We start from the raw sequence: 15971 nt of genomic DNA, 5'->3' as shown, positions 1-15971 counted from the left end.
ACATGCTGCTCAGTGTCATTACCGTTGCCTTCCGTAACTATGCGGGCGTGGTGAAAACGCATGCCTCACTGGCCCACCTGGCACGGGCAAAGGACATTACCTTTGAGTGGATTGTGGTGGACGGCGGCTCTAACGACGGCACCCGTGAGTTTTTAGAAAATCTCAACGGTGAATACAACTTACGCTTCGTTAGCGAGAAAGATAACGGCATCTATGACGCCATGAACAAGGGCGTTGCGCTGGCTGAAGGGCGCTTTGCCCTGTTCCTTAACTCGGGCGATATTTTCCATGAGGACGTTGCCGACGTGGTTCGCCAGCTGGCGGACGAGCGCGAAAAGGCGATGTACATTGGCGACGCGCTGCTGGATTTCGGCGACGGCACCAAGATACGCCGCAGCGCCAAGCACGGCTGGTATATTTATCACAGCCTGCCGGCGAGCCATCAGGCGATCTTTTTCCCGGTGAGCGGGTTAAAAACCTATCCCTACGATCTGCAATATAAAGTGTCATCGGATTATGCGTTGGCCGCCAGAATGTTTAAAGCGGGCTACCCCTTTAAACGCATTAAGGGCCTGGTATCAGAGTTTTCTATGGGCGGCGTCTCAACCTCGAATAATCTTGAGCTCTGCGACGATGCGCGAAAAGTCCAGCGTAAAATATTGCGCGTGCCCGGCTTCTGGGCGCAGCTCTCTTATTTCTTACGCGTGCGTACCACCGGAAAGACAAAAGCCTTATATCACAAAGCCTAAATATAAGGGATAACCATGCAGGATCTAAAAGGATTCTCGGTACCGAAAGGGTTCCGAGGGGCGAGTGCGATTAAAGTTCAGCTGTGGTGGGCGGTGCAGGCAACCTTATTTGCCTGGTCACCGCAGGTTATGTATCGCTGGCGTGCTTTTTTATTGCGTCTGTTTGGCGCAAAAATCGGAAAAAACGTAGTGATCCGACCATCGGTAAAAATTACCTATCCGTGGAAATTAACCCTCGGAGACCATAGCTGGGTAGGGGACGAGGCCGTTTTATATACGCTGGGCGAGATTACCCTCGGCGCGAATTCGGTAGTGTCACAAAAGTGTTATTTGTGTACCGGCAGTCACGACTATTTAAGCGCGCATTTTGATATTAACGCGTCGCCTATCGTGATTGGCGAGAAGTGCTGGCTGGCAACGGATGTCTTCGTTGCCCCAGGGGTCACGATTGGCAGCGGCACGGTGGTAGGGGCGCGGAGCAGCGTTTTTAAATCGCTACCGGCCAACGCCATCTGCCGTGGCAATCCCGCAGTGGTGATACGCGAACGCGTAGAAACTGAATAATTTCTGATAAGTCTGGAGAATAAAATTATGTCTAAAGTCGCTCTCATCACCGGCGTTACCGGGCAGGATGGCTCTTATCTGGCAGAGCTGCTGCTGGAGAAAGGCTATGAGGTTCACGGCATCAAGCGTCGCGCCTCCTCGTTTAACACTGAACGCGTGGATCACATCTACCAGGATCCGCACGCCACCAACCCGAAATTCCATCTGCACTATGGCGATCTGACCGACAGCTCCAACCTGACCCGTATCCTGCAGGAAGTGCAGCCGGACGAAGTCTACAACCTGGGGGCGATGAGCCACGTAGCAGTCTCCTTTGAGTCGCCGGAATATACCGCCGACGTTGACGGCATGGGCACCCTGCGTCTGCTGGAGGCGATCCGCTTCCTCGGCCTTGAGAAGAAGACCCGCTTCTACCAGGCGTCCACCTCTGAGCTGTATGGTCTGGTGCAGGAAACCCCGCAGAAAGAGACCACGCCGTTCTACCCGCGCTCACCGTATGCGGTTGCCAAACTGTACGCCTACTGGATCACCGTTAACTACCGTGAATCCTACGGCATGTACGCCTGCAACGGCATTCTGTTCAACCACGAATCCCCGCGCCGCGGCGAGACCTTCGTGACCCGTAAAATCACCCGCGGCATTGCCAACATTGCCCAGGGCCTCGAATCCTGCCTCTATCTCGGCAACATGGACTCCCTGCGTGACTGGGGCCATGCCAAAGACTACGTGAAAATGCAGTGGATGATGCTGCAGCAGGATCACCCGGAAGATTTCGTTATCGCTACCGGCGTGCAGTACTCGGTTCGCCAGTTCGTTGAGATGGCGGCAGCACAGCTGGGCATCAAGCTGCGCTTTGAAGGCACCGGCGTAGACGAGAAGGGCATTGTTGTTTCGGTCACCGGCCATGACGCGCCGGGCGTGAAGGCGGGCGATGTGATTGTTGCCGTCGATCCGCGCTACTTCCGTCCGGCAGAAGTTGAAACCCTGCTCGGCGATCCGACCAAGGCGCACGAGAAGCTGGGCTGGAAACCGGAAACCACCCTGCAGGAGATGGTCTCTGAGATGGTCGCCAAGGATCTGGAAGCCGCTAAGAAGCACTCGCTGCTGAAGTCCCACGGCTACGAGGTTGCCATCGCGCTGGAGTCCTGAGCATGAGTAAACAACGTATCTTTGTAGCTGGCCATCGCGGCATGGTGGGGTCAGCTATCGTGCGCCAGCTGGAGCAGCGCGGTAACGTGGAGCTGATCCTGCGCACCCGTGATGAGCTGAACCTGCTGGATGCGGCTGCCGTCGACGCCTTTTTTGCCGACCAGCGGATCGATCAGGTCTACCTGGCGGCGGCGAAGGTGGGCGGTATTGTGGCGAACAATACGTATCCGGCTGACTTCATCTACGAAAACATGATGATCGAGAGCAACATCATTCACGCTGCGCACACGCACGGCGTGAACAAGCTGCTGTTCCTCGGCTCCTCCTGTATCTATCCGAAGATGGCCACCCAGCCGATCGCCGAGAGCGAGCTGCTGCAGGGGACGCTGGAAGCCACTAACGAGCCGTACGCTATTGCTAAAATTGCCGGGATCAAGCTGTGTGAATCCTACAACCGTCAGCATGGCCGAGACTACCGCTCGGTGATGCCGACCAACCTGTATGGTCCGCACGACAACTTCCACCCGAGCAACTCCCACGTCATCCCGGCGCTGCTGCGACGCTTTCATGAGGCGGCCGAGCAGAACGCCACTGACGTGGTGGTGTGGGGCAGCGGCACGCCGATGCGCGAGTTCCTGCACGTCGATGATATGGCTGCGGCCAGCATCCACGTGATGGAGCTGGATCGCGAGGTGTGGCTGGAGAACACCGAGCCGATGCTGTCACACATCAACGTCGGTACTGGGGTTGACTGCACCATTCGCGAGCTGGCGCAGACCCTTGCTCAGGTCACGGGCTTCAAGGGGCGGGTGGTGTTTGACGCCACCAAACCCGACGGCACGCCGCGCAAGCTGCTGGACGTGTCGCGCCTGCACGCCCTGGGCTGGCGTCATGAGATCTCGCTGGAGCAGGGGCTGGCAAGCACCTACCAGTGGTTCCTTGAAAACCAGCACCGGTTCCGGGGGTAGGCATGTTTTTAAGTCAGGAAGATTTTGCCACCGTGGTGCGTTCCACGCCGTTAATCTCCATCGATCTGATCGTGGAGAACGCGCGCGGCGAGTTTCTGCTCGGCAAGCGCACTAACCGTCCTGCGCAGGGCTTCTGGTTTGTGCCCGGCGGGCGCGTGCAGAAAGATGAGCCGCTGGCCCAGGCGTTTGAGCGCCTGACCCTGGCCGAGCTTGGCGTGCGTCTGCCGCTGACGGCGGGGGAGTTTTACGGCGTCTGGCAGCACTTCTATGACGACAACTTCTCCGGGAGCGACTTCAGCACCCACTACATCGTGCTCGGCTTCCGCCTGAAGGTCAATCAGGCGGATCTGGCCCTGCCGGATGCGCAGCATGAAGCGTACCGCTGGCTGACGCCAGAGGCGCTGATCGCCGACGAGAACGTGCACGACAACAGCCGGGCATACTTTATGGATAAGGGTCAGGCGGTTGGCATATGAAGATCCTTGTGTACGGCATTAACTACTCGCCGGAGCTTACCGGCATCGGCAAGTACACCGGTGAGATGGTGGAGTGGATGGCCCGTCAGGGCCATGACGTGCGGGTCATCACCGCACCGCCTTACTACCCAGAGTGGAAGGTGGGCGAACGCTACTCGGCCTGGCGCTATCGTCGGGAAGAGGGGGCGGCGACCGTCTGGCGCTGTCCGCTGTATGTGCCAAAGCAGCCTTCGACCCTGAAGCGGCTGGTTCACCTCGGCAGCTTTGCTCTCAGCAGCTTTTTCCCGCTGCTGGCCCAGCGCCGCTGGAAGCCGGATCGCATCATCGGCGTCGTGCCGACCCTGTTCTGTACGCCGGGGATGCGCCTGCTGGCGAAGCTCTCCGGGGCACGCACGCTGCTGCACATTCAGGACTATGAGGTAGACGCCATGCTCGGCCTCGGAATGGCGGGCAACGGCAAGGGCGGTAAGGTCGCGAAGCTGGCCAGCGCCTTTGAGCGCAGCGGTCTGCTTGGGGTAGATAACGTCTCCACTATCTCCCGTTCGATGATGAACAAAGCCCGGGAGAAGGGCGTGGCCGAAGAGCGGGTTATCTTCTTCCCGAACTGGTCAGAAGTGGCGCGCTTTCGCGATGTCAGCGAGAGCGAGGTTGCTCAGCTGCGTGCCTCGCTCGGCCTGCCGGACGACAAACGCATCATTCTCTACTCCGGCAACATCGGCGAGAAGCAGGGTCTGGAGAGCGTTATTGAGGCGGCAGCGCGCCTGCGCGCCGAGCCGTGGCTGTTTGTGATTGTCGGCCAGGGCGGCGGCAAGGCCCGGCTGGAAAAACTGGCCGCCGAGCGCGGGCTGGACAACGTCAAATTCTTCCCGCTGCAGCCCTACGAGGCGCTGCCGGCGCTGTTGAAAATGGGCGACTGCCATCTGGTGATCCAGAAGCGCGGCGCGGCGGATGCGGTACTGCCCTCCAAGCTCACTAACATTCTGGCGGTGGGCGGGAACGCGGTGATCACCGCGGAAGCGGATACCGAGCTGGGCCAGCTCTGCACCGCCTTTCCCGGCATTGCCGTGTGCGTCGAGCCGGAGTCGGTGGATGCGCTGGTGAGCGGGATCGCGCAGGCGTTAGCCCTGCCTAAAAACAACACGGTGGCACGTGAATATGCCGAACGCACGCTCGAAAAAGAGAGCGTGTTGAGCCAATTTATTGCCGATATCCAGGGATAATCATGAAGCAAACCACCCTTTTTCCGGTAGTCATGGCTGGTGGCACGGGTAGCCGCCTGTGGCCGCTCTCCCGCGTGCTTTACCCCAAACAGTTTCTCTGCCTGAAGGGCGAGCTGACGATGTTACAGGCGACGATTAACCGTCTGAACGGCGTCGAGTGCGAAAGCCCGGTAGTGATCTGCAATGAAGAGCACCGCTTTATCGTTGCCGAGCAGCTGCGTCAGCTTGATAAGCTGACCGAAAACATCATTCTTGAGCCGGCGGGACGCAACACCGCGCCTGCCATCGCCCTCGCGGCGCTGGCCGCTAAGCGCAACAGCCCTGATGCGGATCCGCTTCTGCTGGTACTCGCTGCCGATCACGTGATCCAGCAGGAAGAGTCCTTCCGCGAGGCGGTGCGCGCGGCAATGCCCTATGCCGAAAGCGGCAAGCTGGTGACCTTCGGCATCGTGCCGGATCTGCCCGAGACCGGCTACGGCTACATTCGTCGTGGCGAGGTCAGTCAGGGCGGGATCGATACCGTTGCCTTCGAAGTGGCGCAGTTTGTCGAAAAACCCAATCTGGAAACGGCGCAGGCCTACGTTGCCAGCGGCGAATACTACTGGAACAGCGGCATGTTCCTGTTCCGCGCCGGGCGCTATCTCGACGAGTTAAAGCGCTTCCGCCCGGACATTCTCGAAGCCTGTGAGAACGCCATGCGCACCGTTGATCCGGATCTCGACTTTATCCGCGTTGATGAAGAGGCGTTCCTCGCCTGCCCGGAAGAGTCGGTGGACTACGCGGTGATGGAGAAGACCGCCGACGCAGTGGTGGTTCCGATGGACGCGGGCTGGAGCGACGTCGGCTCCTGGTCCTCGCTGTGGGAGATCAGCCCCCATACGCCGGAGGGAAACGTTCACCACGGCGACGTCATCAGCCACAAAACCGAAAATAGCTATGTCTACGCCGAGTCAGGCCTGGTCACCACCGTGGGGGTCAAGGATCTGGTGATTGTCCAGACCAAAGATGCGGTGCTGATCGCCGACCGCAACGCGGTGCAGGACGTCAAAAAAGTCGTCGAGCAGATCAAAGCCGACGGTCGTCATGAGCACCACGTCCACCGCGAGGTATACCGTCCGTGGGGTAAATATGACTCCATCGACTCAGGCGAGCGTTACCAGGTAAAACGGATCACCGTCAAGCCGGGGGAGGGACTCTCCCTGCAGATGCACCACCACCGGGCCGAGCACTGGATCGTGGTAGCGGGCACGGCGAAGGTGACCATCAACGACGAAATCCGCCTGATTGGTGAGAACGAGTCGGTTTACATCCCCCTTGGCGCGACCCACTGCCTGGAGAACCCCGGCAAGATCCCGCTGGATCTGATTGAGGTGCGCTCCGGCGGCTACCTCGAAGAGGACGACGTGGTGCGCTTCGAAGACCGCTACGGGCGAGTTTAGTACGCATTAACTCTGCCCGGCAGCGTGCGCTTACCGGGCCTATGGAGGCCATTATGGAAAAATTAACCTGTTTTAAAGCCTATGATATTCGCGGCAGGCTGGGCACGGAGCTCAATGAAGAGATCGCCTGGCGCATTGGCCGCGCCTATGGTGAATACCTGAAGCCGCAAACCATCGTGCTGGGGGGCGACGTGCGCCTGACCAGCGAGGCGCTGAAGCTGGCGCTGGCGAAGGGGTTGCAGGACGCCGGGGTAGACGTGCTCGACCTCGGGATGTGCGGCACGGAAGAGATCTACTTCGCCACCTTCCACCTCGGGATTGACGGCGGTATCGAAGTCACCGCCAGCCACAACCCGATGGACTACAACGGCATGAAGCTGGTGCGCAAGGGCGCGCGCCCGATCAGCGGCGATACCGGCCTGCGCGACGTGCAGCGTCTGGCAGAGGCCAACGATTTCCCGCCGGTTAATCCGGCGAAGCGCGGCAGCTATAAGCAGATCGATCTGCGCGATGCCTATATTGACCACCTGCTGGGCTATATCGATGTGGCGAATCTCAAGCCGTTGACGCTGGTGATTAACGCTGGCAACGGCGCGGCGGGCCCGGTGATTGATGCCATCGAAGCGCGTTTCCAGGCGCTGAAGGTGCCGGTAACCTTTATCAAAGTGCACAACACCCCGGACGGCAACTTCCCGAACGGTATTCCTAACCCGCTGCTGCCGGAGTGCCGGGACAGCACCCGCGATGCGGTGATTGCCCACCGTGCCGATATGGGCATCGCTTTTGACGGCGACTTTGATCGCTGCTTCCTGTTCGACGGCGAGGGTCAGTTTATCGAGGGCTACTACATTGTTGGCCTGCTGGCGCAGGCGTTTCTGGAGAAGCATCCCGGCGCGAAAATCATCCACGACCCGCGCCTCTCCTGGAACACCGTAGACGTGGTGACCCAGGCCGGCGGCACGCCGGTAATGTCGAAAACCGGCCACGCCTTTATCAAAGAGCGGATGCGCGCCGAGGATGCGATCTACGGCGGCGAGATGAGCGCCCACCACTACTTCCGCGACTTTGCCTACTGCGACAGTGGGATGATCCCCTGGCTGCTGGTCACCGAGCTGCTGTGCCTCTCCGGTCAGCCGCTGTCGGCGCTGGTGCGCGATCGCATGGCGGCGTTCCCTGCCAGCGGTGAGATCAACCGTACCCTCAGCGAACCGGCGCAGGCCATTGCCCGCGTGGAGCAGCATTTTGCCAGCGGGGCGCAGGAGATTGATCGTACCGACGGTCTCAGCGTCGCCTTCCCAAGGTGGCGCTTTAACCTGCGATCCTCTAATACCGAGCCGGTGGTACGCCTGAACGTCGAGTCCCAGGGCGACGTCTCGCTGATGGAGGCGAAGACGCAGGAAATTCTGGCGCTGCTCGACAGGTAGCCGTTGCGAGCCCTCTCTTCGGAGAGGGCATTAATGAACAGGAACAACGATGACAAACTTAAAAAAGCGCGAGCGAGCCAAAACGAATGCATCGTTAATCTCTATGGTGCAGCGATTTTCGGACATCACTATCCTGTTTGGCGGGCTTTGGGTGGTCTGTAAGGCAAACGCCTTACCCTTTTTCTATCTGCATCTGCTGATGGCGCTGATGGCGCTGGTGGTTTTCCAGATGATTGGCGGTATGACCGATTTCTACCGCTCGTGGCGCGGGGTGAAGATCTCCACCGAGCTGGTGCTGCTGCTGCAAAACTGGACCCTGAGCCTGATCTTCAGCGCCGGGCTGATGGCCTTTAACGCTGATTTTAACGACGACTTCTCGCTGTTTTTCGCCTGGTACGTGCTGAGCAGCATTGGCCTGGTGGTCTGCCGCTCGCTGATCCGCTTCGGCGCGGGCTGGCTGCGTAACCGTGGATATAACACCCGCCGGGTGGCCATTGCCGGCGATCTGCCGGTGGGGCAGATGCTGCTGGAGAGCTTCCGCAACGAGCCGTGGCTGGGCTTTGAGGTGGTGGGCGTCTATCACGACGTGGGCCCCGAGGGCGTGTCGGCGGAGTGGACGGGCACTATTGCGCAGCTCATTGAGGATGCCAAGGCGGCGAAAATCCACAACGTCTACATCGCCATGTCGATGAACGACGCTGCCAGCATTAAAAAGCTGGTGAGCGATCTGGCGGATACGACCTGCTCGGTGATCCTTATTCCCGATGTCTTTACCTTCAATATCCTGCATTCGCGTATTGAGGAGATGAACGGTATTCCGGTGGTGCCGCTGTACGACACGCCGCTCTCCGGCATGAACCGCGTCCTGAAACGCCTTGAGGACATCGTACTCTCCTCGCTGATCCTGCTGATGATCTCCCCGGTGCTGCTGAGCATTGCTGCTGCCGTGAAGTTCACCTCGCCGGGCCCGGTGATCTTCCGTCAGACTCGCTACGGCATGGACGGCAAGCCCATCATGGTGTGGAAGTTCCGCTCCATGAAGGTGATGGAGAACGACAGCGTAGTCACCCAGGCGACGCAGAACGATCCCCGCGTGACCCGCGTCGGCAACTTCCTGCGTCGTACCTCGCTCGACGAGCTGCCGCAGTTTATTAACGTCCTCACCGGTGGCATGTCGATTGTGGGCCCGCGTCCGCACGCCGTGGCGCATAACGAGCAGTACCGGACGCTGATCCAGGGCTACATGCTGCGCCATAAGGTCAAGCCAGGCATTACCGGCTGGGCACAGATCAACGGCTGGCGCGGAGAAACCGACACCCTGGAGAAGATGGAGAAACGGATCGAGTTCGACCTGGAGTACATTCGCGAATGGAGCCTCTGGTTCGATATCAAGATCGTTTTCCTGACCATTTTCAAAGGCTTTGTTAACAAAGCGGCCTACTGAGTGAGTACCCTGTGAGCCTGAGAGAGAAAACCTTAAGCGGGGCCAAATGGTCGGCGATGGCTACCGTCACGATCATTGGCCTCGGCCTGGTGCAGATGACCTGGCTGGCGCGAATTATCGACAGCCACCAGTTTGGCCTGCTGACCGTGGCGCTGACGATTATCGCCCTTGCCGATACGCTGTCCGATTTCGGCATCGCCAACTCGATTATCCAGCGCAAAGAGATCAGCCAGCTGGAGCTGACCACCCTCTACTGGCTGAACGTCGGCTTGGGGCTGCTGGTCTGCGTGGCGATGTTCCTCCTGAGCGATACCCTGGCCCGGGTGCTGCACAACCCGGATATCGCCCCGCTGATCAAAACCCTGTCGCTGGCCTTTGTGGTGATCCCCCACGGCCAGCAGTTCCGCGCGCTAATGCAAAAAGAGTTAGAGTTTGGCAAAATTGGCGCAATTGAAACGCTCTCCGTGGTCGCGGGATTCAGCGTGACGGTGATTGGCGCGTGGTTCTGGCCGCTGGCAATGACCGCCATCGTCGGTTATCTCGTTAATACCCTGGTGCGCACCCTGCTGTTTGGCTTCTTCGGGCGCAAAATCTATCGTCCGGGCCTGCACTTCTCCCTCGCCTCGGTCAGAGCCAACCTGCGTTTTGGGGCCTGGCTGACGGCGGATAGCGTCATCAACTACATCAATACCAACCTCTCCACGCTGGTACTGGCGCGCATTCTCGGGGCCAGCGTCGCCGGGGGCTATAACCTCGCCTACAACGTGGCGGTGGTGCCGCCGATGAAGCTTAACCCCATCATCACCCGCGTACTGTTTCCGGCGTTCGCCAAAATCCAGGACGATACCGCCAAGCTGCGGCTCAACTTCTACAAGCTGCTGTCGGCGGTGGGGATCATCAACTTCCCGGTGCTGCTGGGCCTGATGGTGGTTGCCAATAACATGGTGCCGCTGGTGTTTGGCGAGAAGTGGCGCGGGATTATCCCCATTCTCCAGCTGCTGTGCATTGTTGGCCTGCTGCGCGCCGTGGGGAACCCCATTGGCTCCCTGCTGATGGCCAAGGCGCGGGTCGATATCAGCTTTAAGTTTAACCTCTTCAAAACCGCGCTCTTTGTGCCCGCCATTATTCTCGGCGGGCAGTGGGCGGGGGCGCTGGGGGTCACGCTGGGCTTCCTGCTGGTGCAGATTATCAATACCGTGCTGAGCTACTTCGTGATGATCAGGCCAGTGCTCGGCCCCAGCTACCGCCAGTACGTGCTTAGCCTCTGGCTACCGTTCTACCTGTCACTGCCGATGCTGGCGGTGAGCTATGGGCTGGGTCTGGCGCTGAGCGGCCATCTGCCGCTGGTGACCCTGCTGATCGTCCAGATCGCCGCAGGCGCGCTGACGTTCGCGGTCACCCTCGCGCTGTCGCGTAACGCGCTGGTAGTGGAGATCAAACGCCAGCTTTGCCGCAATGAAAAATTAAGAACGCTCCTGCGGGCAGGTTAATCCTATTTCTTTAATGAGGTCACAATGAAACTATTGATTCTGGGCAACCATACCTGCGGGAACCGTGGCGACAGCGCCATCCTGCGCGGCCTGCTGGACGCGATTGCCGTGCTTGAGCCGAACGCCGAGGTGGACGTGATGAGCCGCTACCCGGTGAGCTCCTCCTGGCTGCTGAACCGCCCGGTGATGGGCGATCCGCTCTACAGCCAGATGAAACAGCACAACACGGCCGCCGGACTGATGGGGCGGGTCAAGAAGGTGCTGCGCCGCCGCTATCAGCATCAGGTACTGCTCTCCCGGGTCACCGACAGCGGCAAGCTGCGTAACATCGCCATCGCCCAGGGCTTCACTGATTTTGTTCGCCTGCTGGCGGGCTACGATGCCATTATCCAGGTCGGCGGCTCGTTCTTTGTCGATCTCTATGGCGTGCCGCAGTTCGAGCATGCGCTGTGCACCTTTATGGCGAAAAAGCCGCTCTATATGATCGGCCACAGCGTTGGGCCGTTCCAGGACGCCCAGTTTAACCAGCTGGCGAACTATGTCTTCGGCCACTGTGACGCGCTGATCCTCCGCGAGCGCGTGAGCCTGGAGCTGATGGAGCACAGCCAGATCACCACCGCGAAAGTCGAGCAGGGGGTGGATACCGCCTGGCTGGTGGATCACGACGAGACGTTCGTGCCGAACTATGCGGTTGCCCACTGGCTCGACGTGGCGGCAAAAGAGAAGACGGTCGCCATTACCCTGCGCGAGCTGGCCCCCTTCGACAAGCGGCTCGGCACCACGCAGAAAGCCTACGAGCAGGCTTTTGCTGGCGTGGTCAACCGCATTATTGATGCAGGCTACCAGGTGCTGGCCCTCTCGACCTGTACCGGCATCGACAGCTACAACAAAGACGATCGCATGGTGGCGCTCAACCTCCGCGAGCACGTCAGCGATCCCTCGCGCTATCACGTGGTGATGGACGAGCTGAACGATCTGGAGATGGGCAAAATTTTTGCCGCCTGCGATCTGACGGTGGGGACCCGCCTGCACTCGGCCATTATCTCGATGAACTTTGGCACCCCGGCGATCGCTATCAACTACGAACACAAGTCGGCGGGCATTATGCAGCAGCTGGGGATGCCGGAGATGGCGATCGATATTCGCCATCTGCTGGACGGCTCGCTGGAGGCCATGGTGGCCGACACCCTTGGCCAGCTCCCGGCGCTGGAGCAGCGCCTCTCTGATGCCGTGGCCCACGAGCGGCAGCACGGCATGGAGATGGTGGAGTCGGTGCTGAAACGCGTTCGGGAGGGTAAATGAAGGTCAGTTTCTTTTTGCTGAAGTTCCCCCTCTCGTCGGAGACCTTCGTGCTGGATCAGATCGTCGCCTTTATTGAGATGGGCTACGAGGTTGAGATCGTGGCGATGCATAAAGGGGATCTGAGCAATACTCATGCGGCATTCCAACACTATCGGCTGGCAGAGAAGACCCACTGGCTGCTGGACGAGCCGCAGGGCAAGCTGGCGAAGCTGCGCTATCGTGGCGCGGCGCTGCTGCGCGGGGCAGGGCGGGGCGCAACCTGGCGGGCGCTGAACGTAGGGCGCTACGGAGCCGAGGCGCGCAATCTGATCCTCGCGGCGATGTGCGGCCTTGCGCCGCGCACGTTCCATGCTGATGTCTTTATCGCCCACTTTGGCCCGGCGGGCGTCACGGCAGCCAAGCTGCGCGAGCTGGGCGTCCTCAACGGAAAAATCGCCACCGTATTCCACGGCATCGACATCTCCAGCCGGGCGGTGCTTAGCCACTATACCCCGGAGTATCAGCAGCTCTTTCGCCGGGGCGACCTGATGCTGCCTATCAGCGAACTGTGGGCTGGACGACTCATGAATATGGGCTGCCCGGCGCATAAAATTGCCGTCTCGCGTATGGGCGTTGATCTGTCACGTTTCTCCCCGCGTCCCGTACAGGCTCCGGCAAACCGGCTGAATATCATCTCCGTTGCCCGCCTCACCGAGAAGAAGGGACTGCACGTAGCCATTGAGGCCTGCCGCCTGCTCAAGGCGCGGGGCGTGGCCTTTCACTATCGCATTCTCGGCATCGGGCCGTGGGAGCAGCGTCTGCGCGACAAAATCGCCGAGTATGGCCTGCAGGAGATGATCGAGATGCCGGGCTTCAAGCCGAGCCACGAGGTAAAGGCGATGCTGGACGAGGCGGATCTCTTCTTGCTGCCCTCGATCACCGGCGCGGACGGCGATATGGAGGGGATCCCGGTGGCGCTGATGGAGGCGATGGCGGTGGGTCTGCCGGTCGTCTCTACCGTTCACAGCGGTATCCCCGAGCTTATCGACGCCGATCGGTCCGGCTGGCTGGTGCCAGAGAACGATCCCCAGGCCCTCGCGGATCGGCTGGCGGCGCTCAGCGCTATCCAGCAGGAGACGCTGGTGCCGGTCGTTTCCCGCGCGCGGGAGAAAGTCGAAACCGAGTTTAATCAGCGAATCATTAACCAGCGGCTTGCCACGCTGTTGCAAGCGCTCTAAGCCAGAGGTGATATGCCAGATATCTTACTCTCCCGTCGTCGCTTTATTGGGGCAGGCTCTGCCCTGGCGGCGCTACCCCTTCTGCACTCGCCGCTGCTTCAGGCTCAGGAGGCCGGCAGCGTTGATATCCGTCGCTACCTGAAAAATGACGTTATTGCTGCCTTTAAGCAGGCCTTTGCCGAGGCCAGCACGGTGCTGGTGCCGGCGGGCGTCGTCTGCGAGAACATCAATACCGCGATCTTTATTCCAGCGGGTAAAACGCTGCTAATTCGCGGGGCGCTCAAGGGCAACGGCCGGGGGCGCTTTGTATTGCAGGATGGCTGTCGGGTCCGCGGGGAAGAGGGCGGAAGCCTGTATAACATTACCCTCGACGTGCGCGGCTCGGACTGCACTATTGAGGGCGTGGCGATGAGCGGCTACGGCCCGGTGACGCAGATCTATATCGGCGGCAAAGAGAAGCGGGTTATGCGTAACCTGGTCATCGATAATATCACCGTGACCAAAGCCAACTACGCTATTCTGCGCCAGGGTTTCCACAATCAGATTGACGGGGCGCGCATTACCAACGGCCGTTTCAGCTACCTGCAGGGGGACGCCATCGAGTGGAACGTGGCGATTAACGATCGTAACCTGCTGATCTCTGACCACGTGATTGACCATATCGACTGTACCAACGGCAAAATCAACTGGGGGATCGGCATCGGGCTGGCGGGCAGCACCTATGACAACACCTACCCGGAAGACCAGGCGGTAAAACACTTTACCGTGGCCAACATCACCGGCAGCCACTGCCGCCAGCTGGTGCATGTCGAAAACGGCAAACACTTTGTCATTCGTCATATCACGGCCACGGATATTACTCCTGACTACAGTAAAAAAGCGGGCATTGATAACGCCACGGTAGCGATTTACGGCTGCGATAATTTCGTCATCGACGATGTTAAAATGCGCAACAGCGCCGGAATGCTAATAGGTTATGGGGTGATCAAAGGTAATTATCTTTCGATACCGCAAAATTTCAGACTAAACGCGGTCCATTTAGACAACGGCGAGCAGACGCGGAAATTACGCGGGATCCAGATCTCATCGGGAAATGCCGACTCGTTTGTCTCGATCACCAATCTCAATATTCAGCGCGCGTCGCTGGAGATGCATAATAAGCCCCAGCATCTGTTTATGCGCAATATTCAGATAATGCAGGAGGCCGCGACAGGCCCGGCGCTGAAGCTCCACTTCGACCTGCGCAAGGACGTGCGCGGCCGCTTTATGGCGAAGCGGGACACCCTGCTGTCGCTGGCGAATATTCATGCTGTGAATGAAAATGGGCAAAGCTCGGTGGATATTGACCGGCTCGATCAGCAGACAATTAATGCTGAAAAATTAAACTTTTCCCTGCCAGCAAAGCGCTCATAATTGTTCTGTCGCCATTTTGCGAGGATTCCTGGAGCCGCAACCTGCGGCTTCGTATTACATCTATTGCAGATGTTTTAGTTGATAGTCTCAACCCAGCGAAATCCTACTGGCTAAACGAGATCAAAGGGCTATAATTCAGCAACCATTTTATAGGTGGAAGTGATAATGATTAATTTGAAAGCGGTTATTCCGGTAGCGGGTCTGGGGATGCATATGCTGCCTGCCACCAAGGCGATCCCAAAAGAGATGCTGCCGATCGTTGATAAGCCAATGATCCAGTATATTGTCGACGAAGTGGTTGCTGCAGGGATCAAAGAGATCGTTCTGGTTACCCACTCCTCTAAAAACGCGGTGGAGAACCACTTCGACACTTCCTACGAGCTTGAGGCTCTGCTGGAGCAGCGCGTTAAGCGTCAGCTGCTGGCGGAAGTACAGTCTATCTGCCCGCCGGGCGTGACTATCATGAACGTGCGCCAGGCGCAGCCGCTGGGTCTGGGCCACTCCATTCTCTGTGCGCGTCCTATCGTCGGTGACAACCCGTTCGTGGTGGTGCTGCCGGACATCATTCTGGACAACGCCAGCGCCGATCCGCTGCGCTACAACCTTGCCGCGATGGTTGCTCGTTTCAACGAGACCGGCCGTAGCCAGGTGCTGGCAAAACGCATGAAGGGCGATCTCTCTGAGTACTCCGTTATTCAGACCAAAGAGCCGCTGGATAGCGAAGGTAAAGTGAGCCGTATCACCAACTTTATCGAGAAACCGGATCAGCCGCAGACGCTGGATTCCGACCTGATGGCGGTAGGACGCTATGTCCTGTCGGCGGATATCTGGGCTGAGCTGGAGAAAACCGAGCCGGGCGCATGGGGCCGTATTCAGCTTACCGACGCCATTGCTCGACTGGCGGAAAAACAGTCCGTTGATGCCATGCTGATGACCGGCGATAGCTATGACTGTGGCAAGAAAATGGGCTACATGCAGGCGTTCGTGAAGTACGGTCTGCGTAACCTGAAAGAAGGGCAAAAGTTCCGCAATCGCATTCAGAAGCTGCTGAGCCAAAGCCAGGCCTAGGCCACAAATAAGTAATATTTATTTAATTCGACGGCAAGAGATCGTTCA

At 59.0% G+C, this 15971-nt stretch carries 14 protein-coding genes; all 14 read left to right on the top strand.

The features are described from left to right. Positions 1 to 2 precede the first annotated feature (2 nt). The 14 genes from wcaE to galF all read left to right on the top strand — a co-directional run bounded on the left by wcaE (position 3) and on the right by galF (position 15923). Positions 3 to 749, top strand: a complete 747-nt coding sequence (gene wcaE, locus NR795_RS09600; RefSeq protein ID WP_144817245.1) for a colanic acid biosynthesis glycosyltransferase WcaE — start codon at positions 3 to 5, stop codon at positions 747 to 749. A 15-nt stretch (positions 750 to 764) separates the two neighbouring features. Continuing rightward, on the top strand, positions 765 to 1313 hold the full coding sequence (gene wcaF / locus NR795_RS09595) for a colanic acid biosynthesis acetyltransferase WcaF (RefSeq protein WP_144817246.1): 549 nt from the start codon (positions 765 to 767) through the stop codon (positions 1311 to 1313). Positions 1314 to 1340: 27 nt separating this feature from the next. Continuing rightward, entirely contained in the window at positions 1341 to 2462 is a 1122-nt protein-coding gene (gmd, locus tag NR795_RS09590; protein ID WP_144817247.1) for a GDP-mannose 4,6-dehydratase, read from the top strand. Positions 2463 to 2464: 2 nt separating this feature from the next. Next, positions 2465 to 3430: a GDP-L-fucose synthase gene (locus NR795_RS09585; protein ID WP_144817248.1), complete on the top strand. Its 966-nt coding sequence runs from the start codon at positions 2465 to 2467 to the stop codon at positions 3428 to 3430. A 2-nt stretch (positions 3431 to 3432) separates the two neighbouring features. After that, positions 3433 to 3906 (top strand): GDP-mannose mannosyl hydrolase, encoded by a 474-nt coding sequence (locus NR795_RS09580; protein ID WP_144817249.1) that lies wholly within the window; start codon positions 3433 to 3435, stop codon positions 3904 to 3906. Further along, positions 3903 to 5126, top strand: coding sequence for a colanic acid biosynthesis fucosyltransferase WcaI (wcaI, locus tag NR795_RS09575; RefSeq protein ID WP_144817250.1), 1224 nt, complete (start codon positions 3903 to 3905; stop codon positions 5124 to 5126). Before NR795_RS09580 ends, wcaI begins: the two co-directional genes overlap by 4 nt. After that, positions 5123 to 6565: a mannose-1-phosphate guanyltransferase gene (gene cpsB / locus NR795_RS09570; RefSeq protein ID WP_257758290.1), complete on the top strand. Its 1443-nt coding sequence runs from the start codon at positions 5123 to 5125 to the stop codon at positions 6563 to 6565. The genes wcaI and cpsB overlap by 4 nt, the downstream gene beginning before the upstream one ends. Before the next feature lie 53 nt (positions 6566 to 6618). Next, entirely contained in the window at positions 6619 to 7989 is a 1371-nt protein-coding gene (cpsG, locus tag NR795_RS09565; protein ID WP_257758035.1) for a colanic acid biosynthesis phosphomannomutase CpsG, read from the top strand. A 49-nt stretch (positions 7990 to 8038) separates the two neighbouring features. Next, on the top strand, positions 8039 to 9433 hold the full coding sequence (gene wcaJ, locus NR795_RS09560; protein WP_144817253.1) for an undecaprenyl-phosphate glucose phosphotransferase: 1395 nt from the start codon (positions 8039 to 8041) through the stop codon (positions 9431 to 9433). Positions 9434 to 9444: 11 nt separating this feature from the next. Then, positions 9445 to 10923, top strand: coding sequence for an MOP flippase family protein (locus tag NR795_RS09555; protein ID WP_257758034.1), 1479 nt, complete (start codon positions 9445 to 9447; stop codon positions 10921 to 10923). A gap of 24 nt (positions 10924 to 10947) precedes the next feature. After that, positions 10948 to 12225, top strand: a complete 1278-nt coding sequence (gene wcaK / locus NR795_RS09550; protein ID WP_222888275.1) for a colanic acid biosynthesis pyruvyl transferase WcaK — start codon at positions 10948 to 10950, stop codon at positions 12223 to 12225. Beyond that, entirely contained in the window at positions 12222 to 13442 is a 1221-nt protein-coding gene (gene wcaL / locus NR795_RS09545; RefSeq protein ID WP_144817256.1) for a colanic acid biosynthesis glycosyltransferase WcaL, read from the top strand. Before wcaK ends, wcaL begins: the two co-directional genes overlap by 4 nt. 12 nt (positions 13443 to 13454) lie before the next feature. Beyond that, positions 13455 to 14855 (top strand): colanic acid biosynthesis protein WcaM, encoded by a 1401-nt coding sequence (wcaM, locus tag NR795_RS09540; RefSeq protein WP_186370554.1) that lies wholly within the window; start codon positions 13455 to 13457, stop codon positions 14853 to 14855. Positions 14856 to 15020: 165 nt separating this feature from the next. Beyond that, positions 15021 to 15923 (top strand): GalU regulator GalF, encoded by a 903-nt coding sequence (galF, locus tag NR795_RS09535; RefSeq protein WP_257758033.1) that lies wholly within the window; start codon positions 15021 to 15023, stop codon positions 15921 to 15923. Positions 15924 to 15971: the final 48 nt, after the last annotated feature.

The organism is Pseudescherichia sp. L3, from assembly GCF_024656065.1.
Taxonomy (GTDB): Bacteria; Pseudomonadota; Gammaproteobacteria; order Enterobacterales; family Enterobacteriaceae; genus Pseudescherichia.
Note: the sequence above shows the minus strand (reverse complement) of the source record. Positions and strands in the feature narration are given on the sequence as shown.